This is a genomic window from Mycobacterium sp., from assembly GCF_047975165.1.
In the GTDB taxonomy this organism is placed as follows: Bacteria; Actinomycetota; Actinomycetes; order Mycobacteriales; family Mycobacteriaceae; genus Mycobacterium.
In genome coordinates, this window is the sequence record NZ_JBKECZ010000147.1 from 1 (window position 1) to 25,654 (window position 25,654).

The 25,654-nt window shown below is 57.9% G+C and carries 25 protein-coding genes; 21 read left to right on the forward strand and 4 right to left on the reverse strand.

What is annotated here, in order from left to right; all coding sequences use genetic code 11:
- Nucleotides 1-300 (reverse strand): hypothetical protein (locus tag ACK5M9_RS13760; protein ID WP_416893740.1); only part of this gene is annotated, 300 nt, incomplete at its 3' end.
- Between ACK5M9_RS13760 and ACK5M9_RS13765 the strand changes: the two genes are divergently transcribed.
- From ACK5M9_RS13765 to ACK5M9_RS13865, 21 genes are all read left to right on the forward strand, one after another.
- Complete coding sequence (locus ACK5M9_RS13765) at nucleotides 233-676, forward strand: WhiB family transcriptional regulator (protein WP_416893716.1); 444 nt, start codon at nucleotides 233-235, stop codon at nucleotides 674-676. The genes ACK5M9_RS13760 and ACK5M9_RS13765 overlap by 68 nt on opposite strands.
- 4 nt (nucleotides 677-680) lie before the next feature.
- Nucleotides 681-1,289: a hypothetical protein gene (locus tag ACK5M9_RS13770; RefSeq protein ID WP_416893717.1), complete on the forward strand. Its 609-nt coding sequence runs from the start codon at nucleotides 681-683 to the stop codon at nucleotides 1,287-1,289.
- A gap of 51 nt (nucleotides 1,290-1,340) precedes the next feature.
- Complete coding sequence (locus tag ACK5M9_RS13775) at nucleotides 1,341-2,042, forward strand: hypothetical protein (protein ID WP_416893718.1); 702 nt, start codon at nucleotides 1,341-1,343, stop codon at nucleotides 2,040-2,042.
- A gap of 7 nt (nucleotides 2,043-2,049) precedes the next feature.
- The gene (terL, locus tag ACK5M9_RS13780) at nucleotides 2,050-3,480 is read left to right on the forward strand and encodes a phage terminase large subunit (RefSeq protein WP_416893719.1); all 1,431 of its coding nucleotides are present in this window, start codon (nucleotides 2,050-2,052) and stop codon (nucleotides 3,478-3,480) included.
- A 91-nt stretch (nucleotides 3,481-3,571) separates the two neighbouring features.
- Complete coding sequence (locus ACK5M9_RS13785; RefSeq protein WP_416893720.1) at nucleotides 3,572-5,401, forward strand: phage portal protein; 1,830 nt, start codon at nucleotides 3,572-3,574, stop codon at nucleotides 5,399-5,401.
- Nucleotides 5,402-5,554: 153 nt separating this feature from the next.
- The gene (locus ACK5M9_RS13790; RefSeq protein ID WP_416893721.1) at nucleotides 5,555-6,109 is read left to right on the forward strand and encodes a hypothetical protein; all 555 of its coding nucleotides are present in this window, start codon (nucleotides 5,555-5,557) and stop codon (nucleotides 6,107-6,109) included.
- A gap of 24 nt (nucleotides 6,110-6,133) precedes the next feature.
- Nucleotides 6,134-6,499: a hypothetical protein gene (locus ACK5M9_RS13795; protein WP_416893722.1), complete on the forward strand. Its 366-nt coding sequence runs from the start codon at nucleotides 6,134-6,136 to the stop codon at nucleotides 6,497-6,499.
- 2 nt (nucleotides 6,500-6,501) lie between these two features.
- Nucleotides 6,502-7,512, forward strand: coding sequence for a major capsid protein (locus ACK5M9_RS13800; protein ID WP_416893723.1), 1,011 nt, complete (start codon nucleotides 6,502-6,504; stop codon nucleotides 7,510-7,512).
- Between the two features lie 81 nt (nucleotides 7,513-7,593).
- Nucleotides 7,594-7,905, forward strand: a complete 312-nt coding sequence (locus tag ACK5M9_RS13805; protein WP_416893724.1) for a hypothetical protein — start codon at nucleotides 7,594-7,596, stop codon at nucleotides 7,903-7,905.
- 27 nt (nucleotides 7,906-7,932) lie between these two features.
- Nucleotides 7,933-8,769: a phage minor capsid protein gene (locus tag ACK5M9_RS13810; protein WP_416893725.1), complete on the forward strand. Its 837-nt coding sequence runs from the start codon at nucleotides 7,933-7,935 to the stop codon at nucleotides 8,767-8,769.
- Nucleotides 8,770-8,845: 76 nt separating this feature from the next.
- Nucleotides 8,846-9,076: a hypothetical protein gene (locus ACK5M9_RS13815; protein ID WP_416893726.1), complete on the forward strand. Its 231-nt coding sequence runs from the start codon at nucleotides 8,846-8,848 to the stop codon at nucleotides 9,074-9,076.
- A gap of 1,454 nt (nucleotides 9,077-10,530) precedes the next feature.
- Nucleotides 10,531-11,040 carry a hypothetical protein gene (locus ACK5M9_RS13820; RefSeq protein WP_416893727.1) on the forward strand — a complete coding sequence of 170 codons (510 nt, stop codon included), beginning with the start codon at nucleotides 10,531-10,533 and terminating at the stop codon, nucleotides 11,038-11,040.
- Nucleotides 11,041-11,129: 89 nt separating this feature from the next.
- On the forward strand, nucleotides 11,130-11,735 hold the full coding sequence (locus ACK5M9_RS13825) for a hypothetical protein (RefSeq protein ID WP_416893728.1): 606 nt from the start codon (nucleotides 11,130-11,132) through the stop codon (nucleotides 11,733-11,735).
- A gap of 383 nt (nucleotides 11,736-12,118) precedes the next feature.
- Complete coding sequence (locus ACK5M9_RS13830; protein ID WP_416893729.1) at nucleotides 12,119-15,268, forward strand: phage tail tape measure protein; 3,150 nt, start codon at nucleotides 12,119-12,121, stop codon at nucleotides 15,266-15,268.
- 2,184 nt (nucleotides 15,269-17,452) lie between these two features.
- Entirely contained in the window at nucleotides 17,453-17,677 is a 225-nt protein-coding gene (locus ACK5M9_RS13835; RefSeq protein WP_416893730.1) for a hypothetical protein, read from the forward strand.
- A 589-nt stretch (nucleotides 17,678-18,266) separates the two neighbouring features.
- A complete protein-coding gene (locus ACK5M9_RS13840) occupies nucleotides 18,267-19,184 on the forward strand; it encodes a glycine-rich protein (protein ID WP_416893731.1) in 918 nt (305 codons plus the stop codon).
- 52 nt (nucleotides 19,185-19,236) lie between these two features.
- On the forward strand, nucleotides 19,237-19,626 hold the full coding sequence (locus ACK5M9_RS13845; protein WP_416893732.1) for a hypothetical protein: 390 nt from the start codon (nucleotides 19,237-19,239) through the stop codon (nucleotides 19,624-19,626).
- A 33-nt stretch (nucleotides 19,627-19,659) separates the two neighbouring features.
- Complete coding sequence (locus tag ACK5M9_RS13850; RefSeq protein ID WP_416893733.1) at nucleotides 19,660-20,049, forward strand: hypothetical protein; 390 nt, start codon at nucleotides 19,660-19,662, stop codon at nucleotides 20,047-20,049.
- A gap of 2,222 nt (nucleotides 20,050-22,271) precedes the next feature.
- Nucleotides 22,272-22,475 carry a holin gene (locus tag ACK5M9_RS13855; protein WP_416893734.1) on the forward strand — a complete coding sequence of 68 codons (204 nt, stop codon included), beginning with the start codon at nucleotides 22,272-22,274 and terminating at the stop codon, nucleotides 22,473-22,475.
- 3 nt (nucleotides 22,476-22,478) lie between these two features.
- Nucleotides 22,479-23,312 (forward strand): hypothetical protein, encoded by an 834-nt coding sequence (locus tag ACK5M9_RS13860; RefSeq protein WP_416893735.1) that lies wholly within the window; start codon nucleotides 22,479-22,481, stop codon nucleotides 23,310-23,312.
- A gap of 6 nt (nucleotides 23,313-23,318) precedes the next feature.
- Nucleotides 23,319-23,552 carry a hypothetical protein gene (locus ACK5M9_RS13865; protein ID WP_416893736.1) on the forward strand — a complete coding sequence of 78 codons (234 nt, stop codon included), beginning with the start codon at nucleotides 23,319-23,321 and terminating at the stop codon, nucleotides 23,550-23,552.
- Nucleotides 23,553-24,259: 707 nt separating this feature from the next.
- Here the strand turns inward: ACK5M9_RS13865 and ACK5M9_RS13870 are convergent.
- From ACK5M9_RS13870 to ACK5M9_RS13880, 3 genes are read right to left on the reverse strand one after another with little or no spacing between them, the layout of a single operon-like run.
- The gene (locus ACK5M9_RS13870; protein ID WP_416893737.1) at nucleotides 24,260-24,871 is read right to left on the reverse strand and encodes a pentapeptide repeat-containing protein; all 612 of its coding nucleotides are present in this window, start codon (nucleotides 24,869-24,871) and stop codon (nucleotides 24,260-24,262) included.
- Between the two features lie 5 nt (nucleotides 24,872-24,876).
- Nucleotides 24,877-25,524: a pentapeptide repeat-containing protein gene (locus tag ACK5M9_RS13875; RefSeq protein WP_416893738.1), complete on the reverse strand. Its 648-nt coding sequence runs from the start codon at nucleotides 25,522-25,524 to the stop codon at nucleotides 24,877-24,879.
- 5 nt (nucleotides 25,525-25,529) lie between these two features.
- Entirely contained in the window at nucleotides 25,530-25,640 is a 111-nt protein-coding gene (locus ACK5M9_RS13880) for a pentapeptide repeat-containing protein (RefSeq protein WP_416893739.1), read from the reverse strand.
- Nucleotides 25,641-25,654: the final 14 nt, after the last annotated feature.

Consider the following 25,654-nt stretch of genomic DNA (forward strand, 5'->3'; position numbering starts at 1 on the left):
GTGAAACGAGCTACCAGCTTCGAAATTCACCCGCAAGCCATCGAATGGCTCCAACGCGCGACCCCGCGCGACACGCGCGACAACCACCCAACCCCACCCCCGCGCGACACGCGCGACCCGCGCGACAACCAACCCCCCACCAACAACAACAACAACGTCACCTGGTAAACAAACAACCACCAAACCATCAACCACCAAACAATCAACCACCAAACACTCAACCATCAAACCAATGGCACCAAACACCCTCCAAAAACCAATCACCACACCACCACCAACACCAGCCTGCACCCACCACAACCCAGAACTCTGGTTCCCCGAAATTGGCGACCCCACAGGGCCAGCCATAGCAATCTGCACCACCTGCCCAATCCGCGAAACATGCCTCCACGACGCCATCACACGAAACGAAACACACGGCATATGGGGAGGAGCCGGCCAATCAAGACGACGCACACTCCGCAGAGCATGGCGACAAGGCCCCGACGAATACACCACAGCAACCGCAGCCCACTTCCGGGCACTCGACGACCAACGCACCGCCACCGACCGGCAAATCCTGTGCAGCTACGGGCCCGACGCCACCCACGGCCGCCGAGTCACCTACGCACGAGCCTGCAGATGCGAACCATGCACCCTGGCTGCCGCCTACTACACGGCAAAATCAAGGACATAACAAATTGACCACCCAACTTGAACTCGAACTCCCAGGCCTCGACATCACACCCACCGGGATCGACACAATCGGCATCCCGGCCGGCACCGCACTCGACGCACTCCGCACCATCCGCCCAATCGGCGCCACATGGCGATGGTGGGTCGGCGACCTAGTCCTATCGCTCTGCAACCACGACCTCACCCAACAACACCAGGCATGGACAGCCATCGCAGGCCTCGACATCGACGACAAACCATCACTCATGCGATCCGTGCTCGTCGCCGCCGCGTTCCCACTCGAACGCCGCAGAGACACCCCCATCACCTGGTCACATCACGAACTCGTCCACCGACTCCCCGCCAACGAAGCAGACGAATGGCTACGACTCGCATCCGAGAACCGATGGTCATGTCACATACTCGGCGAACAAATCAAAGCAACAAAAGAACAACACCAACAACACCCACTACCCGGAACAGAACCCCCATGGCGAAAACAACACTCCGCCACACTCACCGCACTCGACCAACTATTTCACAACAACCCCAAAGCCAAAGTGCTTCTCTCCGGAGATGGCACATGGCACCAAATCACTGACACACCCCCACCAATCGAAACCACAGGGACATAAACAATGACCCGAAACCCGATCGAACGAATTGTCGCTCAAGGAACATGCGACATGTGCGGCAAAGTCCACGAATTTTGCACCGGCCACCTCACACTCCTACGCGACCCCGAAACCCGTCAACGCATCCTCGACGACAACGGGGACCCCATACCAGCCCGCGACGACAACGGGCTCCCCATCCCCTGCCGCGACTACGCAATGACCGCCCAACTCGTCTGCAAACGACACGGAGGAGGCGCCCCGCAAGCCAGAGCCGCCGCCAAACGCCGAATCGCTGAACAACAAGCAAACGACGCCCTACAAAAAGCTCTACGCAACCACAACGCCCAACCAGTCACCGACCCCGCCACCGAACTATCAAGACTCGCCGGCGAAATGGTAGAGATCCAACAAGCAGCCGGCACCCTAGTCGCCAACCTTCAAAACAACGACAACAACAACGACAACAACGACGACAACACCCCGCCCTCCGCGCCCGGCCAGGAACTACTAGACGGCACCGACATCCACCCATTCGTCAAACTATTCGAACGAATGTCAGACCGGCTAGCCCACATCCTCACCGACATGGCAAAACTCGGAATCGCCGAAGCACACATAGCCGTACAAGCCAACCAAGTTGAAATACTCAACCAAGCACTAAGAACCGTCCTCGACAAACACGGAATCGACCCCACCACAGTCCTCCCCGCACTCGCCGACGAACTCCGCCAAATGGACGCCATACCCACACAAGGAACCACCACAAAGTAAACAACACATGACCTTCGCAACCCAACTAGCCAACCACCTCGACCCACCCCCCACCCACCCCAACCTCGCCACCCCCACCGCATTCGCCACCACACACTCCCGCGGCACATGGCAACCCGCACCCCACCTAACAATCATCGAAACCGCCGTCCTCGAAGCAATCAACAACGGCGGCCGAACCATCATCAGCGCCTCAGTCCGCCACGGCAAATCCGAACTCGTATCAAAATGGGTACCCGCCTGGTACCTCGGCACCCACCCTGACCGGCGCGTAATCCTCGCCGGTCACGAAGCCGACTTCGCGTCCCGATGGGGCCGAGCATCACGAGACATCCTCACCGAACACGGCCACGAATTCGGTGTCTCAGTATCTCAAGCATCATCCGCTGCAAACAGATGGGACCTCACCAGCCCCAACCAAGGAGGGATGCTCACCGTCGGTGTCGGCGGATCACCAATCGGCCGCGGCGCCCACCTAATGATCGTCGACGACCCAATCAAATCCTACGCCGACGCCATGTCACCACTGAAACGTCAACAAATCATCGACTGGTGGACCGGCACAATGGTATCCCGAATCGAAAAAGGCGGCGCCGTCATACTTGTCATGTCACGATGGCACGAACACGACCTCGCCGGATTTCTGTTGGAACAACAACCAGACGTGTGGAACGAAATCCGATTGCCAGCGATCGCCGACGACCCCAACGACCTACTAGGACGCGAAATAGGTGACGCACTATGGCCCGCCCGTTTCCCAGTGAAAGATCTGCTCGAACGCAAAGCAGAAACATCACTCAGCCTCGGTGAGGCCGTCTGGCTAGCCCAATATCAACAGACCCCATCATCCCCAACTGGAGGCAAATTTCCTACAGACAAATGGGTTCGGGTGCCTGCAGTGTCAATCGCGTGGAACCCGATCCGATGGTGCCGAGGCTGGGACCTTGCAGCAACCGAAGGAGGCGGCGACTACACAGTCGGCGCTCTTGTCGGCCGCACCAACGATGGCCGCACCATTCTCGCCGACCTTCGCCGCGGCCAATGGTCAGATCTGGAGGTCGAACATCAGGTGCTTGACACGGCCCGCACTGACCCGCCAGGGACCCGTATCGAATTGCCACAAGACCCAGGCCAGGCCGGGAAAGCACAGGCATCTACGTACACGCGGCTGCTCGCCGGGTACGATGTCCACACTGCCCCGGTGACCGGGTCGAAAGAGGTACGTGCCACCGGATGGGCGGCACAACAACAAGCAGGAAACATCATGCTTGTTGATTCCCCATGGGTAGACGATGTTGTCGCCGAGCACACCGAATTTCCGCGCGGCGCCCACGATGACATTGTTGACGCTTGCGCGTCTGCATTCAATGCCTTGTCAGATGTTGCCCCAGTCCGGTCGGTGCAATACCGGAATCATGCACTTAAAGGCACCCGATGAGCCCGCCCCGTTTCGGGGCACTCTGAACCAGGTCTAAATCAGTTCTAAACTACCTGTGCATCCTCAACCACCCGCCCCTATACCCCCCATGGTGACCACCGTGCGCACCCTTCCAAATGTTATCGACCAGTGGACACCTCTAACCCACAAAACCGCATTCGACTCCGCCACCAACAACTACCTGCCATCGTGGCGACCTGACGAGCACGACGACCGACGTCTACGCGCCTACACCATTCTCGACCTCTACCGGCGTAACGCAGCCCGCCACCTGGTACCAGCAGATACCCAGGACCAGCGAGACCGACGCGAATACGGTGACCCGGGACTACTAATCGACCGGCTCGTAGCCGCGATCCTTGGCGACAACTGGAGAATTTCGGTCAATGGTGCGGACGACGACCTTATCCCACCTGACATCGGTGAACCGCCAACAAAACCCGACAACAACGACCTGCTCGTGCAACGACTGTATGCCGTGGAAGTCGACGCGTGGACTAGACGAGCCGAAACACTCATCGACAACTACGAGACCCAGGTATTTAACCAACCAGACGCCAAAACCCGTCAGAACGAACTTACCAAGTGGGCGGAACGACGGCAGCTCCCATCGGTGCTGATCGAAGCCGAAATGGATGCCGTCGGTCTCGGTGACACCATCTACGTGCTATGGCCACAAACTGGTGACTGGCCCAAGATCACGATCGTTGACCCGTCCGCGTACTTTCCGATCCCGAACTCTGAAGGCGGATTCCCTGACAACCGTCTCGACATCGCTGAACAATTTGTCGAAAACGACAGAAACGGTGACCCGGCCCCGTTCCTGCGCCGCTACACCTGGGAACTTGTCCCTATCAACGCGACCCGATCAGCGGACGGTCAATGGGTCAACACCGACGGCAACCCTGTCGACACGCCACAGCTATACCGGGATGAACTGATCGACGACGACGGCACAATCCGCCGTACGCTCCCTTGGCACGACACTGACATCGATCAAACAACTGACCGTACCTGTGTGTTCACCGAAGCCACTTGGGCTTTACACGACCTTGACGGCTCCCATCTACGCGACTTGGACATGTCAAAAGCTGAAGTCAAATCGGTAGATCTGCTCATCGACGAAATTCCTGTTATCCACGTTCCGAACACGCCTGCCACATCAACGATGTGGGGGACATCATCGTTGTCTCGGATCGCTCAGATCCTTGACGATCTGTCGTTGAACGACACCGACGTCATGCAGTCAGCCCGCTACCTGTCAGACCCGACAATCTTTCTCACCGGGGTGACCAAAGGTACCGATGATGAGGTGGTAGCCCCAGGCCGTTTGTATATGGGGGGCGAAAAGGGACGCATGGATGTCCTTGACCTTTCAGTTGGCCACGAGTCCTTGACCTCGTCTGGAGACAGATTGCAGGAACGGCTTTGGATGGTGGCCGGTATCCCGGCGGAAGCCCTCGGTCGAGTTAACGATGCGACAGTGTCCGGGGTCGCTTTGGCTTTGCGATTTGCACCGTTTGCCCAAGTGATATCAACCATGCGTATTGCTAGAGAACCGAAGTATCAACTCCTGTTGAAGTTTGTGCAACGCCTAGCTCAAATCGCTGGCGTTCTCGGGCCGGGCCCGACGCTCAGTGCACGTTTACAGTTCGGAAACTTTCTGCCTACAAACAAGACTGAAACTGTCGATATCGTTTCGAAAGCGCTCACTGTTCATGCTATTTCTACGTCGACAGCGGTAGCGCTGCTGATTGCAGCGGGCATCCCAGTCGATGACGCTAGAGCTGAGGTGGCCCGCATTCAGGATGAGGCCCCCGATCGTTTTGAGAACGCCAAACTGATCGCGGATGCGACGGCAAGTGAAACGGCTGCCGCCAAATACCTTGGCATCGACGTGGCAGCAGTCAATTTGCCGTAGAATTTGAATGCCCTGCATCCCAACATCAACACAAAACAACATTCTAAATATGCTGTAATCGCCCGGCACCCGCCGGTACAGGAGCCCGGACCTGACAACCGGGGAGGTAGCCCACGGCCGCAATACGTGGGGTAGAACACGGAGAGATAACAAATGCCCGAAGAAAAGGATCCGGACCTCGCACCGCGAAACCAGACCGGCAAGGTCGAATTCACTGCGGAACAACACGAGGAAATTAACCGGATTGTCGCCCGGAACAACGCAGAGACCGAACGTAAGGCACGCAGAACCGAACGTGAAGAGATCAACGCGTATCTGACGGACGAGAAGAACAGAATCGATCGGGCAGAACTTGACGAGATCGACCGTCTCAAGGAAGAGAACACTGAACTCTCACTTAGAGTGAAGGAAGCTGAAGTAGCCGCCAAGACGACCGCCGCCCGGTCGAAAGCCACCAGCGCCCTTCTGGGTGCAAATCTGCAACCCGGCAACCTTGACGACGCACTTCGGCTCATCGACCTAGACGCAGAAAATCTCGAAGACGAAGCAAAGGCGCTCGCCGAACGTCTCCCCGCCCTATTCGCCGATAACACACCCCCCCCCTCGGCACCGTCACCTCATACCAGCCCAGCGGGCCGAGGTGGCAGCAACGAGAAATCCGCTCAAGAACGCGCCCGTGAGCGTTTCAAGGCACGACAACTCTCATAAGTTTGAGACAAGGAGCAATTCAACATGGGTATTGAAACCACTGAAATCGTGTATGGCGGAGGAGGTGACTACCGTTGGCTTAAGTCGGCCCGAGGCACCGAGCATCCTGTCACTGGAACGCTTGACGTTTCCTCTGTTCCGATCACTAACGGTGTTGTCCTTTCTGGCACGCCCGTTTCGTACAACTCTGGCAGCGGCCTTTATGAGGCCGCCGACTCCACCTCAACCGCAGACACCCTTGCCGGTTTCGTTTGGCATAATGTCGCAGCCACCGCTACGGGAGCCGACCAGCCCGCAGCTATTCTCACTGACGCCACCATCGTTGAAGCATTCGTGCCTGGCACGCATGACCTTACCGACGGCCGCTACCAGACCGATTTGGGGTCCTGACCATGCCTGACATCCTTGATCTTATTGATCCAGTTGAACTCACTGAATTTGCACGTCTAGAAGCCGCGAACTTTGACGACCAGGTTCAAAGCTATTCTCGTTTCATGCCCTACCAGGGTGTGAACGACATCCGCTACGCCTACAACAAGCAGGCCGCGGCATTCGTTGACGAGGCCGTGTTCCGAGCTTACGACGCCGAATCCCCTACCGGACGACGCCCTGACAGTTCTCGAATTGTTGGTGAGATTCCGGCTATCTCCCGGAAGATTCCACTGTCGGAATATGCTCAGCTTCGAGCCCGGCAGGCACCAGACCGAGACATCATTGATTCAATCTTTGATGACGCCCGGAACCTTGCCCGTGGTATCGCCGCCCGGGTTGAGCGGGCACGTGCAATCGTTCTGGAAACCGGTGCGATCAATATCAACGAGAACGGTTACCAGTCGACCTACACGTCGGGTCGACACGCGTCACTTACCCCAGCGGACCTTGCCGGCACCGCGGTGTGGTCTGACTATGTGAACGCCACCCCGATCTCTGATGTCATCGCATGGGCTGACCTGATCCGGGCTCGTGTCGGGATGTCCCCGACTGAGCTACGAGTTTCGTCGACGGTCATGGCGCACATTCAGCAATGTGACGAGGTCCGGGCGTTTAACACGGCCGCCCCGCTCGCACCGCAGCGACTTAGCCGCGACCGGGTGAACGACGCCTTTGTCGGTCTTGCAGGTGTGCGCGTTGTGGTCGATGAGACCCCCGCCGGGATGACCAACCCGCGTGATGCCACCAAGGTAATTCTGATGGTCGACACGGTCCCTGTTGGCCGCACCCTTTACGGGACCCCGGTCGAGGCGAGTGAGCCCGACTATGCCGGGATTTCCGCTCAGCCCGGCATCTATGCCGGTACCTGGAAGGAGAAGGACCCGGTGACCCCGTGGACTAAGGCGGTAGCTATCACGCTTCCCGTCTTGACGATCCCTGATGCTACTCTTTGTTGCAAGGTGATCGCCTGAATCTCGGCTATGCGGGCTCTCATCTGTCCGTTCACTATGAGAGTCCGCATAGCCGGCCCCCTCCTTTGCTAGGGAGATTTGATGCCTGACGTCATCACCACCATCCGCGAATGGGTCGGTACCCAACCCGACGACGGCACCATTGGCGCCCTGTTCGCTGATCACAATCACGATCCGCTCCGAACAGCTCTATCAATTCTGCGGACCCGTTACGCCGACATGACTGCCAACCCGGCGAAATGGGCAGTAGTCGACGATTACAGCCAAGACACGACCGCCAACCTTGAAATATTGGCCAGTCGTATCCAAAGGCTTGAAACCTTAACTGGCGAAACATCAACTTCATCATCCTGGGTATCAACTCGGATTTGTGGACCGTCGATCGCCCGATAAATGCCTCAACCAGCCATCCTGGACGACATGGCCGGCAGTCTCATCGCTGTCTACACCGAAGCACAACAGATGCTTCTAGCGGAACTTGAGACAGTCATCGGTGAACCGAATGAAAGCCGACGCCGACGGCGGATACGTAACCTCATCGACACTCATGAAAGAACCATGAGTGAACTCACCGACACAACTCGCAACTGGTGGACAACTGAAATCCCAGTAGCGCACCGTCTTGGCGCCACCGATTTCGCTGCTGGTCGTGTCGCACCGATCATCAACCGGAACGTAATAGAATCGTTCGCACGGCGAACCTGGGACGATATCGCCTCTCGTTTAGAACAGATCGACGATGACACACGCCGATCTTTGAGAAATCTTGCCCGTTCAGGGACCCGTTCCGGACTTTTGGAATCGAAAACTGCACAACAGGCAGGCCGAGACATGGCCCGCGAAGCAGCCAAAGAGGGCATCTGGTCGGTCAGATACCACGGCGGGGCGCATCACACCATGCGCGACTACGCCGACACCGTGATCCGAACTACGACCGCAACCGCTTACAACGATGGGGCCCTCACGCAAGCTAAAGCGGAGGGAATTGGATGGGTCGAATACGCGGACGGTTCCGATTGCGGAGTTAACAGCCACGACGACCCCCAAAAAGCTGACGGCCTAATCGTCAAAGTTGACACCGTAGTGATGCTCAGCCATCCACGTTGCCGCAGAGCCCTGCTACCTGCACCATTCGCTCAACCGTTAGAAACCGCAGATAGATCGATCGGACCTGAACGACCCCCGGGACCGGCGACGATCCCCACACGTGAACCTCGAACACCTCGCGTTCCGCGCACCGCACGACAGATTTCGTAACCCTTCGCCTTCGGTGCATCCCGTCACTTAACATGAAGTCATGAGGTCATATTGACCCATGACTAAGATCTCTCCCGTGGCCGTCCCGGTCGTACTCGATTTCCGCCCGGCGTTCGACCTGCTCGCCGCACTAGCCGGACATGAGGAATCTGACACTCCACCAGTTGGCGACTTGGTACGTGCCATCGATCCCGCATGGCTTCGCCAAAAGGTCGACACTGCAACCGTTAACCTCGGTATGGCTGTCGACCCATACGCTGCAGCTATCACCGCCATAGCGGACCATCTCGATGGCGGCGACACGTGACCCTTCCCCATATCGCATCTGGACGTCCCACCGCGCACCCGACACTCACCAGTACTGTCGTTATCGCAACGGTCGGAGCTGACACTTGGGACCCCAACACAGACCGGCTCATCGAGGGGGCCCCCTCGGCAGTCTGGACCGGTTGCGGATCATTAAGCCCCCCCCGGTCAACCACCGGTACCGGTACCGGTAACAACAGAGGGACCATCGAAAGCCTTGACACCAGAGTGCTACGGCTCCCAATTGGCACTCCAGTAGTTGTCGGCCATCGGGTCTATATCGATTGCCTACCTGACGGTCTCGACGAAGCTAACTGCTATGTCGTGACCCGTGTCGAGGAACGTAGCAACACTGTTCTGAAAAGGTGCCGGGTTGTCAGTTTGACCGATCACCGATCGGTGCCCTGATGAGCACTGCAAACCAGGTCGCTGGCGAATTGGCCACTCTTGCATCTGCCATCGGTGGAGCTATTCACGAAACCACGAAACTTTTCAACGCCGAGCTACAAGCCCAGGTGCAACGAAACGCGTCGGGTCGTCCCGGACCAAACGTGATCACAGGCGACTATCGGCGGTCAATCAACCGGATCACAAGACGTACCGCCACAGGTAGCGTCGGCATTGTTGGCACAAATAAACCTCAAGGGGCCCGACTTGAATTCGGGTTCCAAGGAACTGACAGCCTTGGCCGCAACTACAACCAACTTCCCTACCCGCATTTCGGTCCCGCTCTTGACACCGTTGGGCCATCATATGTTGCCGCGATCGAAGCTCTTGGCCTTCCGTCAGGGGTAGTTAACACACGAGTGCCTCAAGTGAGATCACGATGATTCCCAGGCATCAAGTTCTACAGGCAATCACAGACGCCCTAACCACAGCTCTTGACGACGTCCCGATCTTCATAGGGGCAGCACCGACCGGTATGACGTCAAGCTACGTCGTGATCTCCTTGACCCCTGGCACGAAATGGGTTGGTGGGATCGCCTGCCCTGAACAGGCCGCGACTGTGCGTGTGGATCTACGAGCAGTTGCCACCGCTAGCACCATCGATCTTGCCCACCGAGAAGCTTTACGAATTAGCGACGTTGTCACAATGGAAGCGTTATCGGTTGACGCCACGGGACCAAGTTGGTCGATCGCTGGTAGGTCAATCGTTTCTGATTCGGGGGTGATCGATGACGCGAACGCTGCAGGAACAACAGCAAATGTTGTCACCACAATCGAATTCCATGTTTCGCCTTGATCCTGCATCCCGGATGTCTGTCCGATATCATCGCACTGTGTCATACGTGACTGACTCGAACATAATGATGCGCCACGAAACGGCCGGACAACGGGCGTTTTCACCTACTAAGGCCCGTCTGATGGAACGTCACGGATGGACCCGAGTCAAACCCACCCCGGACCAGGAACCCGCCGCCGATAGTGGCGGCATCACTAAGGAGCAAAACGCCGATGGGTGAGTCCTACAACCCGCAAGGGATTTCCGATTGGCTGTGGATTGACACGGTCAGCGGTATCACGACGCCTACCGCACCCACTGTTTCGGAGCTGGCCGCAGGGCTTTCTCTTGGATGCGCAGTTCTTAACCCGACCGCACCTACCCAGTCCGCCCAAACCATTTCGGCGACCCCTCTTTGTGCCAATGTGGAACGCACCCTTCCCGCGTTGCCGACGGTTACCCCAGCGTCTCTAGAGCTTCTCCGTGGTGATACCGCCGACTCGGATAACTCGGACGCCTTCGACGCGATGAAGGGCGACTATGGGATCACTGGGTGGCTGGTGCATGTGTTGCACGGTTTGGGCACCAACCGGGCGGCTGCTGCTGGTGACCTTGTCGATGTGTGGCCCGCCACGGTGAACGCAGTGTCTGTGCTCAACGCGTCTGGTGGGGCCCCGGGCACCTGGAGAGTTGATTTCGCGCACAACGGTACGTTCAACGAGAACGTTGTCGTAGTGGCCTGACGAAGAAATTTGTCCGGCACGGCCCGACCGGGGTGGACGGGCCGGGCCGGGCATCCACCCTGAATTCACCCCTACAAGGAGCACATCTAGTGGCTGACACCTTGTCCCGTCTCACCGATCGTCCATCTCGTACCGCGGTATTTAAGCGGCCTTTAGATCCTGCTGATGCAGTTAAAGTTGACGAGCTACGCGGTGTTGAACAGAAGGCTCAAAGCCGGTTGACGGCGCTAAAACTCCGGGCGGATAAACGCCCCGATGATCGCCGGATCGACGAGGAGATCTTCGAAGCTGACCAGAATGTTGCCGAAGCCAGCAAAGCTGTTGCTGATGCTCTTGAATCAACGGTCACGTTCTCAATTCATCTTCAATCGGTGCCACCTGTTGTTATCGAACGGATCGTAAACGAGAACGAACCAACCAAAGAACAAAGAGCAAAAGCGCGGGCTGCGAACGGAGGCGACCCGAAAGCTGAACCGGCATTCAACCCGGAAACGTTCCCGATGGCCTTGATCGCAGCCGCGGTCACCAAAATTGAGATCAGTGACGGGCAATCAGACCCGATCACCTCTATTACCGCTGACTCCGTCCGGGACATGATCCGAGGCTGGCCTCAAGGCGATCAAGAATCCCTATTCGTACTAGTTGAAAAGATCAGCTTGATCGGGACCGGGGTCGAGGGCCTGGGAAAAGACTAAGGGCCGACACGGCCTTCGCTGAGGCGATGGCCTATTGCGGTCCTCACGGCATTCCCTACACAGAATTCCTACAATGGGACGATCTAAGCCGTGACGCAGCTCTCGCTTGGAAAGCTGACCATGACCAACGATGTTCATCGTGTGGAACACACCGAGATCAATGGTGGGTTTACGACTCCGACGGTCAACCAATCATCGTCGACGGATACCCGAAAGTTGACCTCACACGTTGGACCATCGACACCGCCTACTGTCCGGGCTGCCACCTGCTGTCACTTCACCGAGAACAGCACCGTGACGACGACACAACAGCCTGGCAACACCCCCATTTCACGGAGCGTGCATCCCACTAATACCCACAGAAACGCGGTCTGGTAACCAATGTGAATGGCGCATGGCGCACAATCTCGGTCGCTCTGACGGCCAACTCGACACAATACCGTCGCGCCCTTGGCGAAGCCTCAGCGGCCACCACACAATTCGACCGGACCACTAAACAAGCCACCAACCCAGACCGGTGGCGCCGCTTCGGTCAGATCGCAGCCGGCGGTTTCGTAGCACTAACACTTGCCCTAGGTGCAAGTGTCCGCGAAGCAATCAATTGGGAAACAGCATTCGCCGGCGTCGAAAAAACTGTCGACGGAACCGCGTCAGAGATCCGGTCCCTTGAACAGGGACTAATAGACATGTCGCTGCGTCTCCCAGCGACCCGAACCGAGATAGCAGCCGTCGCTGAAACCGCAGGGCAACTCGGCGTATCCACCACATACATCAAGAACTTCACCGAAGTAATGATCGGTCTCGGTGAAGCCACAAACCTTACCGCGGACGAGGCAGCAACCAACCTTGCCCAATTCGCGAACATCATGGGCACCAGCCAGGACCAGTTCGAGTCGCTTGCCGATTCGCTAGTCCACCGAGGGAACAATGGTGCATCAACCGAATCACAAATCCTTGAACTTGGTCTACGACTAGCTGGAACCAGCCAAATTGTCGGGTTGACCGAGGACGAGGTACTTGCACTCGCGAACGCGATGGCCAGTCTTGGTATCCCTTCCCAATTGGGTGGTGGTGCGTTCTCCCGGATCATGGCTGACATTCACGCTGCAGCTTCCGAGGGAGGCGAAGCTATCGCCGGCTTCGCGGAAGTGGCCGGGCAATCAGCAGACGAATTCGCGGCAGCGTGGAGCCGCGACCCGTCATCTGCAATCCAATCGTTCATATCTGGACTTGCCGAAATTCAGGCATCTGGTGGAAACCTGATCGGAGTTCTTTCCGAGCTAGGCATCAAGGGCACACAGGAACGTGACGTTCTACTCCGTCTTGTGGGCGGTGTTGACGCTTTAGACGCGTCGTTCAGGGATGTCACCGAATCTGCTGGCGCTCTGGGCCGTGAAACTGACAAGCGTTACGCCACGGTTGCAGCCCGTCTAGATGTGCTCAGAAATCGGGTCACGAACGTGGCCCGCGTAGTTGGCACAGAACTTCTCCCTGGCTTGATCGCGGCTCTTGACGTGCTTGGAAACATTGGGGGGAGAGCGGGACGATCGTTGACAGATTTGGGTCGCCGCTTGTCAGGAGCTTGGGACAATTTCAATGATGCCGGAGAGAACACGGTAGAAATTCTTGAGGCCATGTGGGATGTTCTCGATCCGGTTGTTAAATCATTCGCTCAACTTGGCGGGGCCGCGCTGGTTGCTGCGTTGTCCGCGATAGCTAAAACACTAGCTGAAACCACCGAAGTTCTAGCCGAGAACGAGGGGCTGGTAAAAGCAGTCACAGTAGCGGTAATAGCTTTGGCGGCGGCGTCTGCATGGGGCCGTATCGTGTCGTTGACTGAAACGATCTCTCTCAGGTGGTTGTATCTGAGAGAGTCGATCGGTGGCAGTCAAATTGTCCGCGGTCTTCAAGGTATTGCCGCTGGTTTCGGTCAAATGTCAACGTCTATCAGTGGCGGATTCCGAAGCGTGAATGCTGGAGTTGCGACGATGACTTCAGGTATCAGCGCCATGGGTCTCGCATTTGGTGCAGCCATCGGCGGGGCTGTTCTGTTCTTCAACGCTATTTCCGAAGGAAGAAAGAGAGCCGAATCTGACATTGAAGCATTGAAGCCCCCCGAATTCGACACCAGAAACATTCAAGACATCGCCGAATACGCGTCTGTGTTGAACGAGGCCTACCAATCGACACTAGATCTGTCGAAGCCAGGGCTATGGGATTCGTTGAAAGGTTCAGCGGAACTTTTGACCCCCCTCGAAAACAAAGTCATTGACGGCATGGTTGCCGCCGGTGAATACGAACAAGCCATAGCGTCTCTGAACGAAACAGCACAACACCTAGTCAAAACGTACCGGGATGTTGGCGACAGCATCGGATTGACCACATCAGAAGTACAAGAATGGGTTCTCGCACTTGACATCCCTCGTGACATCATCGATAGACCCGAAGAACTAGCTGATGTAATCGCTACGGCTGCCAACGCCGCCGCCAACGGTACCCCTAAAACTGATCAACTGGCCGAGGCATACAACGCTCTCGCTGACGCTACGTCATCATCGACAGAACGGCTTGGGGCATGGAGAGAACAGGTCGACGCGATCATTGGGGCCCCTCAGTCCCTGTTCGATGCGACCACTTCGTACGCTGCGGCCCTAGATGATTTGACCAAATCTCTAGTAGAGAACGGGAAATCGTTCGAAGCGAACACTGAAACCGGCCGAGAAAACCGTGACTCTCTTTCCAACCTTGTAGATCAAGCAATCGAATTGGCTGGAGCTATCGCCGAACAAAACGGTGATATCGACGAGGGCACTAGAGCACTACGACAATTTCGAGAGCAAATCATCCGAAACTTGGAAGCCCAAGGGATGAGCAGAGCGGAGGCAGAACGCCAAATCGCAGCCCTCGGACTTACCAAGAGAAATTTGGACAGTGTCGTATCATCGGCGACACAGGCAGACGGCGCCATCGATGGTTTAAACCGGCAACTAGCAAACATGCCGACAACAAAAACGGTAGATATCACTGTCCGCACCCGAGAAATTGGCCGGTCGCTTGGACGTATCCTCTCCGAATCTGGAGGGTTTTCAACAGGACAAATTTTCGGACGCCGATGGGGTGGAATCGATCACTACGCAACTGGAGGTATCCGACCTGCAATGATCGGGTCCGGTCAAAATATGGTGTGGTGGGACGAACCAGAAACCGGTGGCGAAGCATACATTCCCCGTCTAGGCAACCGGAATAAGTCACTCAATATCCTCAAACAAGTTGCAACAGACTGGTTCGACCACATGTTGGTCCCGAAATCGAAAGCCATCACCGCGATGGCAGCCGGCGGCATGATGGGCGCCGCGATGTCGCCGCCACCAGCACGCCCCATCCCCGTTCCGAACCCGGACATCGTTGTACAGGTCCAAACCCCCTCCGGTGGCGGCATTGGGACCGTCTATGGCGGTATCAACGTTGGCCGAGACCGGGGGCAATCATCGGTTGAACAAGACGTTCTACGAGCCCTTGGAATTGAACCATGACCCAGGTAAGGGTGCGTAATGGCTAGACGAGTTGAATGGGAAGGTGTGACTTGGTGGGGTGAACCGGAAGACGCTGGAAACCCATCTGCGTGCGTCTGGATACATGGCCACGACACCGGCGTACAAGGTTTGCTCGGCGGCCCCGGTGTCACAAACATTGATGGAATCCAACGTCATATAGGTGACGGTGTAGCCGGGTCCCGGCACCAGTCAACCGTTCGAACTATCACCTTCCCACTGTTGATGACTCTGGCCGAGGAACTTGCTTGGCAAGTATCTGGATCGCTAGCTGTCCGCCCTGATCCGGTCGACGTTGCACCTCTAGTGTTCCGCGAATTCGGTCCAACTGGTCAAGACATTCAGGTATGGGCGCGCCCTCTTGGCGCTGAGGCATCGATCACGGTCATTGAGGCCGGTGTCAAATCTGTGTGGCGTCTTGGCTCAGTCCAGTTCCAAGCCGATGACCCAGTGATATACACGGCGACCCCCACTGTCGAGTCTAGGTCGGCCTCTGGTTCACATGCATTTGTCGCTTCAAACGCGGGGACATGCGAAACCCGAAACGGTAGAGCGTGGACACTGGAATTCACCGCGTCTGGTTCGGTGACAAACCCGTGGATTGAAATCGAGGGACAACGCGTTGTGTTCCCAACTGTGATGTCAACCGGGCAAGTATTGACTGTCACCACAGACCGTCAAACCTACATTGGCAGCTCACGCATATCAGGACTCCCGTCCACCCCTGGCGAGTCTGCACCTAATTGGCCGACACTTACCCCAGGCGATAACGATGTGTCGTTCGGGGCTGACGCTGGATCATTTGCAGCAGAGTTCTCGTGGAGATCAACATGGCTGTAATTGATGTTGGCCCACCTCCAACAGCACGAATATTTGCACCAGCAGAGATCAGCGCCGACCCCGGGCTACTTGGCCAAGTGGTACCGCCCGCACCAGATCCCGATCCGGGGGACCCCGACGGGACACTTACACCGGCACAACCTCGACGACTTGGACGTCGAGTACAGATACTTTTGAAACGACCTGGCGGACCGGTTCTTTCAGAACTTAGAACGATCGCAGGTGCTCGTCGCCAACTGAATCTTGGCATCGAAGGATCAGAATTTACCGCTGTAGTATCCGGCGACGACCCTGGATGGGCAGCAGTTGGTGAACCTGGTGCCCCAACAATCAGAGGCCGAGAGGGGGTCGTGCTAGACCCCCAGCGGATCGATGCAGAGGTCGTGGTAGACGGCGTCCGATCATTCTGCGGAACCTTCGCTAATCAAACACAACGCATCGAAGGCGATAGGCGTGAAATCCGGTTGATAGATGGACTTGGTGTTGCTGCACAAATGGATGTGCTCACTACATCAAATCAAGCTGTCGACATGTTGTCCGGACGTGGCACATTCACATCGGGTAACTATGCCGGATGGCAAATCACACCAGGTCTAACCGTGTCAGTCGGGTACCCCGGTATCGGCGAACCATACCGGGGTCCCTGTCTTAGAATCCATTCGATATCAACAGAAGGCAGTATCCGGTCACCGTGGGTTGTATCTGACACGTCTGCATCCGTGGCAGGATGGATTGCTAATTCACAGGTCAAACTCACCGACCAATTCGGCGGACAGTCTGTGACAATGAGAGTTGAGTCGGTGCAACGTACAGGCCCAACACCTAGACCATCGATCGGTTGGCCAGGCAATCAGGGCAATGTGTCAGGACCAGCAGTCCTTGGTCATGGTTGGGAACCTGTCCAAGCAGACCGGTGGTTCTTATGGTCAGCAGGTGCAAGCGACGCACTCATTCGAGTTGTATTCGATGTGATCAGTTCCGGATCACCTATCTACATTGACGAAGTGACATTGAGCCGTAAGGGAGTGACATACCTGTTCCCGGGGGATACAACCGGCCGTAACGCCGACCAATCGAACCAAATCGCTGTGGCGCTGCAAGCATCGGTGCTTCGTGACCCATCCGCAGGATGGGCGATCAGCCAGGAAGATACTGGAATCGTTGAGCCCGGTGTTGTCTGGTATGACGCTGACGGGGTCCGTGCATCAGAAGCGATAGAAGAAGTTGCGGGCCGTTTGGATGGGCCCGACGTGTGGTGCGACACAGGTTCATGGACGTTCCGAATTGCTCCCGAACGTGGCAGATTGAGATCTGATCTGATACTCGATGACCACACGTGCATTGATGCGTCGTGGGATCGCCAATCAAGAGTGGATCTACTCACCATTTGGGATGGTGATGGTGTCGCGTCAAGGTGGAATCGGACTGGAGTGCCACCAGGGCATCGACGCGTTGAACAACTTGAACGAATCCGTCTTGGATCAGGTGTCTCCGATGGCGGTGACGTCTATGACAGGTGGAGAACTATTCGTGAAGCACAAGCAGAATTAGAACCAGTAGCGGGCATGTCTGTTGTACCTATGACAGTTGGCCCCGACCTGGCGTACCCTGATGTGCAACCGGGGGATCGAGTAATGGTCGGACACCGTCGAGGATCGGACGTTGTCGCTGGACAGATGAGAGTGACAGGAACCGTGGATATCTACGATGACGAGGTATCAGAGATCGAATGGGGCGCGGCGTTGCCGTCTACAGTCTGATGCCACCCGATCCGCGTCGACGCCGCAGTGCCCGTGATCTAGATTTGGACTCTCAAAGGAGAGGTTTACCCGATGCTAGATCGGTGGATGGCGGCCTATCATCCACAGTTTCCAGGCTGGTCAGAGAAGTAGATTCTTATGACATTGGGTCAACGTTTGTGGTCGTTGAAGCCGGGTCTGATCTTTCAGCATCTCGACCAACAGGAGCCGATGTCGTGTATTGGAAGTTCTCAAACGGTGTTGAAGTTGGGGTAGCAGGAGCCAACATTGTGAACGGCAGATCTGGTGATCTTTGGTTTGTGAACGACGAAGGACCATCGTTATGAACGACACAACTGATCACCTGTTGTTCACAAACAACTAAAAAAAGGGGGGGGCCAATGGCACATGGAGCAATAGGGGCAGACCCCTCATACCTAGGTGCAATAGATGGAACATTCGGGGTAATCGGATCCGTAAGAGAACTGGTACCCGGAACTGTCCTCTTCAATTACACAGGCGCCGTCCAACTATGGCATGTGCCTTTCGACGTGCAATCAGTGACAGTAACTGTCGAAGGCGCGGCAGGTGGCAACATAGCTGACTCTGCCACAGGAGGCACAGGAGCAACCGGCGGACTTGGCGCCCGCGTAGTCACAACCATCCCTGTCCGATACGGAGAAATCTATGAAATCCGAGCGGGTGGCCAAGGATACTGGGAGACCACCAACCCTCCAGGTGGAGGAGCAGGAGGAGGTTGGAACGGTGGCGGGTCAGGAGATGGCCACTCAACTGACTACCGGCGATCCGCAGGCGGAGGAGGTTCCAGCGACATACGCCTATCCGGTGCCGGCCTGGCTGACCGGCTTGTCGTAGCTGGTGGCGGAGGAGGCGCTGGCGCCACTGGAGACAGTGCAGCAAATAACCATGCCGGATATGGTGGCGATGCCGGCGAAGTTGGATCTGACGGAACCCCTGGCCTATACGGAGTATCCGAGTACGCGACCGGAGGCCTAGGAGCTACCACGACGTCAGGAGGAGAAGGAGGCCACAGTTCCTCAAACGACGACGGAACATTCGGCCAAGGCGGAAACGCTGTACGTAAATTAGCTAATGGCTACGTTGGTGGCGGAGGAGGCGGCGGCGGCTGGTGGGGAGGAGGCGCCGGAGAACGAGGTGCCACCAACACAGCATTCTGGCAAAGTGGCGGAGCAGGAGGAGGAGGAGGATCATCACACTCGACCGGGACATCCACAACATTCTCAACCGGAGTCGTAGCCGGACATGGATCAATAACCATCACATGGACTGCTAGTTGACGGTGCATCCCCCAACTAGCCACATCTCCCGATCTACTGGAAGGTACCTACTATGGGCCATGTAACCGCCGGCTATGTCGGATCACTCGCAAGCCTTAACGGCACGACCGTCACCATCAACGCGATGAATGCCGCGTTCGTTCCCCCTGAACTGACCGTCGATATCTCCACTGTTGGAACTCCGATCGACACTGTCACCTCCACCGCCACTTGGAACACAGCGACCAGCACGCTTACCGTCGCTGACGTGACCGGCCTCGATGCCAACGGAGTTGCCTACTTCGCGATAACCGACGGCTCCGACGATGTCATCACTACTGTCACCGTCACCGACCCTGTTGACATCGCCGCGGCCGACACAGTCACATTTCCGCTTGGAATCGCGAAGCTATGGCGAAATCTTGAGCAACGGATCGCCGCTCTGGAGGCCGAACATGCCTAACCAACTCACCGCACCCTGGGCAAAGGTAAGTTCGTGAACGACTGCGACGACACCACTACACACCTATCCGACAGCTTCGGAATTTACCGTGGTGATTCATGGGGCCACACCATTCGGATCGGCCGCTACGACACCGATGGCACCACTTGGCTCCCACACGATCTAACCGATTACACCGTCACATCTCAAATGCGTACCCGATCGGGGCCATTCGGTGCGCTGGTTGTCAATGTGTCCGCGACCATTGACCCTAACCCAGCCACTGGCGTAATTGTCACTAATCTTCTACCGTCTGAAACCGAGCAGATTGTGCCGGCAACGGTGGCCTGGGATCTGCAACTTGCCAAGGACGGGCTGGTGTGGTCGCCGCTACGAGTGACCGTACCAGTTTCTGGTGATGTCACCCGCGAGGAAACCCCATGAGTGACATCATCATTGTTTCACCTGAACCAGGGTCCTCAGAAATACGCCTTATTCTGGGCCCCATCCTTGGACCGGGTAGCGGTGGTTCTAATGAGGACACTGTCGCTAGAGCTGCTGCGGCTGCTGCCCAGTCTGATATCGACAGCCACGAGAGCGATACCACCAACCCGCACGTTGTATCTGCCGCCCAAATCGGGGCCGCTACAACGAGCGAGGTAGCAGCAGCACAAACAGATGCTAACGCAGCCTTAGCAGGAATCGCAGGCTTGGCCACGGTCGCGGCCACCGGCGACTACGACGATCTTACAAACCCCCCTACTATCCCCGACAACCCCGGCGACATTGGGGCCGCTACCGCCAGCCAGGGCCTGCTAGCTGATAGCGCGGTACAACCCGGCGACCTAGCGACAGTCGCAACCACCGGCGACTACGACGACTTGACCGGCAGGCCCACACTAGGCACAGCCGCAGCGTCTAACACCGGCGATTTCGACCCATCTGGCACTGCTGCCACCGGTGATACAGCCCACCTCTCAGCAACTGACCCCCACGGTGACCGGGCCTACACCGATTCCCAGATCAGTGCACTGTCAATCCCCGACGACCCGGCCGACATCGGGGCTGTACCAGAGACACGCACCCTAGCTGGCCTCAATCTGGGCGCCGATCGAAGCGCCTCCGATCTTCGGTCCGCACTCGACCTTGTCGTTGGTACTGATGTACAAGCACACGACACAGACCTAGACGCAATTGCCGCCCTATCAACCACTGCCTATGGCCGGGCCCTGCTCACTGCAATCGATGCCGCGGCTGCACGGACCGCGATCGGTGCCGAACAAGCGGGGACAGCGGCCACGGTAGTTGCCGGGCTACCTGACCTTGTACCTGCTTCAGGTGGTGGTCTCACTATCGATTCCACTACCGACCCGACTCAAGCTCGGATAGCGATCCATCGTCCTGTGTACACCGGAAGTCCGGTGGTCAACACGACAACTCGAACCACGGCAGTCACTGTCCCTATCCCAAATTGGCGATTGAATTCGCGGGCCAGTATTGATGTCGATGGAACACTCACAAATAACACGGGTTCCAACCGCACTGTTACAGTCCGATTGGAAGTGTCAACCGGTTTGACGTTGACCTTTGACATGCTAGTTGCTTCCGATGCATCAGCCCGCTCGTTCGGTGGCCGAATTGGGATGCTCGGAATTGAATACATCGGTCTCAGGGCAGCGGCCCGAGGCACCCTATCAGTGTCTTCACCAGGGTCAGTAGGATACGATTTAGGGTCATTGACCCGATTCGCACCTGTCGCTGGAGGGACAGTCACCCCAGGCGACAGCATCTCTGCTGTGTTCAGCATTCAACATTCATTCGCTTCTTCAAACCTGTCAGCTAGTCTTACCGTGACAGCGGAACGAGGGATGCCGACATGAATATTGCGGTCAACATTCCAGGTTCGCCATGGTCAGACTCATTCGGTTCTAATTCACCGGGTTGGGTTAGCGGACCACCTGATCTATTCGGAAGACTGTCACCCGCATCTGGAGCGCTTCGAGATCTTGGACCGTGGAGCAGGCGAAATGTTTCGACTTCTCCCCCTTTCGAACCGGAAGAAGATCCTTGGGAGGCGGTACATCCACCTGAAAACGGGATGATCTACCCTGGCATTGCATTCGCTGGCAGGCACACCCCACCAGGGTGGATACCAGATGTTGAAATCACCTGGTCGGGGCTTTGGTCGGTGCACTCGGGTCACCACGTTGAAGCGGCGCCTTTGCTTTGGATCGATCCTTCTAACTCTCTTGGCGGCTTTGGTGCATGGCCATCGTCTTTCGGTTTAACTTCTGAATCTGATGGAACCCCTGTTTTGATAATGGGGTTCGTGGGTTCGCCTCCGGAACTGTTCACCGAACCTGAGGCACCAGTATTGGATGGGGTAGGGTTCAGTCACACAGATGGAAATCCTCGCCAGATCCGTGTCCGGGAAACTTCATCGGGAACTGTTGAAGTGTTGCTTGACAATTCTGTCGTGTGGTCCCGTTCATTGTCCCATACATCATTTACATCTCTCACGGGGTTCTCAGATTTGCGTGAATCTCGATTGCATGGGATAGCAACAGATCAACATTTCGTGAGACCTATTTCTTCGGTGCCGTCCCTTGACACTGTCCTAGATGTCACCTTTCACAATTTCGTATAAACCCAAGGAGAAACCACACATGAACAAGTTTCAGGCCGCTTTTATTCGTGCACTTCGCACCGTCGCCCAGGCGGCGCTAGGTGCTATCGGCGCCACAACCATGCTTGAGAGCGTTGACTGGTCTGTCGTCGCCTCGACCGCCGGGTTGGCCGGCATTGTGTCGCTGCTCACCTCTGCCGCCACCGACCTTCCCGAGGTTGATGACGTTCCAGAGGCCAACTGACCGATGGGGTGGCTTGCTGACAACGACACAACAAGTCCCAAACAATACCGGTCTCCCCGTCGCGAAACCGTCTCAGGTGGCATCGTCGTCCACACCTCAGAAAACACCCCCGACTACGTTGCATTCGACGGGGGCGCCGAGGCCGTCGCCCGTTTCATCGCGACCCGCAAAAACTACGGCAGCTACCACGACCTGACTGACTCAGACTCGTGTATCACTCTGGTCAACTACGACGACGAAGCGTTCCACGTCGCCCGCGACAAAGTGAATCACTACTCCCTGTCCCTATCCATTGCGACAAGAGCTGACGTGTGGCCCCTCGCTCCCAAAGCGTGGCAAAACGGGGCGATCGAACAAGCCGCCCAGGCCGCCACCCGACAAGCCAAATGGGTCGAAACCACCACCGGAATCACCGTCCCAGCGAAACGAATCACCGCGACAGAGTTCCGCGCCCGGCGCCCAGGATTCTGCGCTCACGGCGATCTCGACCCTGGCCGCCGACATGACCCCGGGGACAAGTTCCCATGGGACCAATTCCTGAACCGTTTCGCTCAGCTCACCGCCATCCCGGCCCCCAACAAGGACGACAACAAGGACAACGACATGTCCCAAATCAAGCCCTACAGCATTCGGGTATCGGGTCCCTCTGTTGGCCGTGTCAAAACCGGGTCTGTATGGGTCATTGACCCACTAGCGCTCACCGCTTGGCGCCCTACCGGGAAGGACCTCCAGTCCTGGCGCAAACAGCTCGACGGTATGTACTTTCTGCAAATGGTCGACAACCGAGAGGACAAACAGCTACCAACCGAATTCATCGCCCGCCTACGTCTAGTGTGATGATCGATGCTCGCATCGGAGGCTATGTACGTGGGGCGAACTGAGGACCGCGAAGGATTTGACGCCGCTGTACGGCTCCGGTTAGTCGAACAAGACCTCGACCGGCACGAGGCCGAATTTGCCCGGCTCGTCGCCGAGATGGCGGGGCTACGTCGAGTACTGACTGGCATCCTCATTACCCTGGCAACTTCGACCGTGCTCCTCGCGGTCAATGTGGTCGTACTGAGGGCCGGGTTATGATGACCGGCGACTCTGAGACGCCCCGGGCGACTCGCGCGACCCGGGCGCTGCAATGGGCGACTATTGGCGCTGTCGCGCTTGTCGTCGTTGTCGCTGTAGTGGCCGGGGTTGTGGTCATCGCGCGGCAGGCCGACCAGATCGGCGACCAACAAAGTCAGATAGCCGCTTTGGCGGAATCGTCGGTCTCGCGCGGTGCCCGGATTGCTGCACAGGAGCAAGACATCGCCAATCTGACCGCGGCTATCGACCAGCGAGACGCCGTACTTGAGGCTGAGGGGGTTGATACTGCCGCGCTGCCGGATGCTGGCCAGATCACCTCCAGTGCCTCGTCGCGAGGTCCGGTCGGACCGCAGGGTCCGCCTGGTGTCACTGTCGTCGGTCCCCGCGGCGCTGATGGTGAGGATGGCGCCGATGGCAGGGCTGGACCCGCGGGGCCTGCTGGGCCCGCGGGTGAAGATGGGGTAGGCGAGACCGGAGCGACCGGCCCGGCGGGCCCGGCGGGTGTCGCTGGACCTGCTGGCCAGCAGGGTGAGCCCGGCCCGGCGGGCCCGCCGGGCCCTCAGGGTATTCCGGGTGCTGCGCCGGCCGGGATCTCAGTACCTGATGGCCAGGGCGGTACGTGCGTCGCTGTCGACCCGGATGCCGATGGGGTCTATGCCTGTCTGGAGCCAGTGGGCTAGCTCAGACCTGTTGGCTTGGGTCGGGGGTCAAGATGATGCCGGTGTGGTTCGGGTGGGGGGCTCATTGGGGGGTTCGCTCATGGGGAGTCTGCCCGTATCGAGTGCCCACTGTTGAATTGTCGACCACCACCACGCCGGTCGTCCGCCTACTGTCATGTCGCGGGCCGGGAAACTGGTCGCTGACCTCTGCTGCCATTGCTCGACTGTGCCCCGCTGCACTCCGAGCCGAGCCGCGATTTCGGTAGCACCTACCACGGGTCCGCTGCTCACCGGCCCGACCCGAATTGTGCCGGTCAGGTCGGCGCCGGTCAGGTCAGCGCCGGTCAGGATCGTGTCAGACAGGTCGGCGCCGGCCAGATGAGCGTCAGTCAGATTAGCGCGGGTCAGGTCGGCGCCGGCCAGGTGAGCGCCGGTTAGGTCGGCGCCGCCCAGATCCGCGCCGAACAGATTGGCGCCGCCCAGATCAGCGCGGGCCAAATACGCTCTGGCCAGACGAGCACCGGTCAGATCAGCGCCGCCCAGATTGGCGCCGGCCAGGTCCGCGTCAGCCAGGTTCGCGCCGACGAGGTCGCTCACCTTGCCGGCCCGGATAGCGGCCTGCTCGTCGCTGGTCAGTGCGGTCCATACGATCTTGGTCACGATTGCTACTCCTTCTCGCCGGCCAGAATTGTGCCGGTCAGATTCGCGTCGGCCAGGATTGCGCCGGTCAGAGTCGCGCCGGTCAGATTCGCACCGCCCAGATTCGCGCCGCCTAGATCCGCGCCGAACAGATTGGCGCCGCCCAGGTCGGCGCCGTCCAGGTCCGCGTCGGTCAGATCCGCGCCGCCCAGATCCGCGTCGCCCAGGTACGCGCCGGCGAGGGTGCTCACGATCAGAGTGGCGCGGACCAGATCCGCGCCGGCCAGATACGCGCCGCCCAGATCGGCACAGAACAGGTCGGCGCCGCACAGAGTGGCGCCGCCCAGATCGGCGCGGACCAGGCGAGCATTGAACAGGGTGGCGCCAGTCAGATTCGCGCCGGTCAGATCAGCACCGATCAGGTTGGCGCCGGCCAGGTCCGCGCCGGCCAGGTGAGCACCGGCCAGATTCGCGTAGGACAGATTCGCGCCGAACAGAGTGGCGCCGCCCAGGTTGGCGCCGCCCAGGTTGGCGCCGCCCAGGTGTGCGCCGGCCAGCCGAGCGCCGGTCAGGTTTGCGCTGCCCAGGTCGGCGCCGGCGAGGTCGCTCACCTCGCCCTGCCAGATAGCGACCCGCTCGTCGCTGGTCAGTGCGGTCCATACGATCTTGGTCACGATTGCTACTCCTTCGTGTCGGCCAGAATTGTGCCGGCCAGGTTGGCGCGGTTCAGATGAGCGCGGCCCAGGTCGGCGCCGCCCAGGTCCGCGCCGGCCAAGTCCGCGCCGGTCAGATCAGCACAGAACA

Bases quoted from the DNA above. Each gene is read 5' to 3' on its own strand.
- ACK5M9_RS13765 (WP_416893716.1), top strand. From the start codon at position 233: ATGGCACCAAACACCCTCCAAAAACCAATCACCACACCACCACCAACA.
- ACK5M9_RS13775 (WP_416893718.1), top strand. From the start codon at position 1,341: ATGTGCGGCAAAGTCCACGAATTTTGCACCGGCCACCTCACACTCCTA.
- terL (WP_416893719.1), top strand. From the start codon at position 2,050: ATGACCTTCGCAACCCAACTAGCCAACCACCTCGACCCACCCCCCACC.
- ACK5M9_RS13790 (WP_416893721.1), top strand. From the start codon at position 5,555: ATGCCCGAAGAAAAGGATCCGGACCTCGCACCGCGAAACCAGACCGGC.
- ACK5M9_RS13795 (WP_416893722.1), top strand. From the start codon at position 6,134: ATGGGTATTGAAACCACTGAAATCGTGTATGGCGGAGGAGGTGACTAC.
- ACK5M9_RS13800 (WP_416893723.1), top strand. From the start codon at position 6,502: ATGCCTGACATCCTTGATCTTATTGATCCAGTTGAACTCACTGAATTT.
- ACK5M9_RS13805 (WP_416893724.1), top strand. From the start codon at position 7,594: ATGCCTGACGTCATCACCACCATCCGCGAATGGGTCGGTACCCAACCC.
- ACK5M9_RS13810 (WP_416893725.1), top strand. From the start codon at position 7,933: ATGGCCGGCAGTCTCATCGCTGTCTACACCGAAGCACAACAGATGCTT.
- ACK5M9_RS13820 (WP_416893727.1), top strand. From the start codon at position 10,531: ATGGGTGAGTCCTACAACCCGCAAGGGATTTCCGATTGGCTGTGGATT.
- ACK5M9_RS13835 (WP_416893730.1), top strand. From the start codon at position 17,453: ATGACCACACGTGCATTGATGCGTCGTGGGATCGCCAATCAAGAGTGG.
- ACK5M9_RS13840 (WP_416893731.1), top strand. From the start codon at position 18,267: ATGGCACATGGAGCAATAGGGGCAGACCCCTCATACCTAGGTGCAATA.
- ACK5M9_RS13845 (WP_416893732.1), top strand. From the start codon at position 19,237: ATGGGCCATGTAACCGCCGGCTATGTCGGATCACTCGCAAGCCTTAAC.
- ACK5M9_RS13855 (WP_416893734.1), top strand. From the start codon at position 22,272: ATGAACAAGTTTCAGGCCGCTTTTATTCGTGCACTTCGCACCGTCGCC.
- ACK5M9_RS13860 (WP_416893735.1), top strand. From the start codon at position 22,479: ATGGGGTGGCTTGCTGACAACGACACAACAAGTCCCAAACAATACCGG.
- ACK5M9_RS13865 (WP_416893736.1), top strand. From the start codon at position 23,319: ATGCTCGCATCGGAGGCTATGTACGTGGGGCGAACTGAGGACCGCGAA.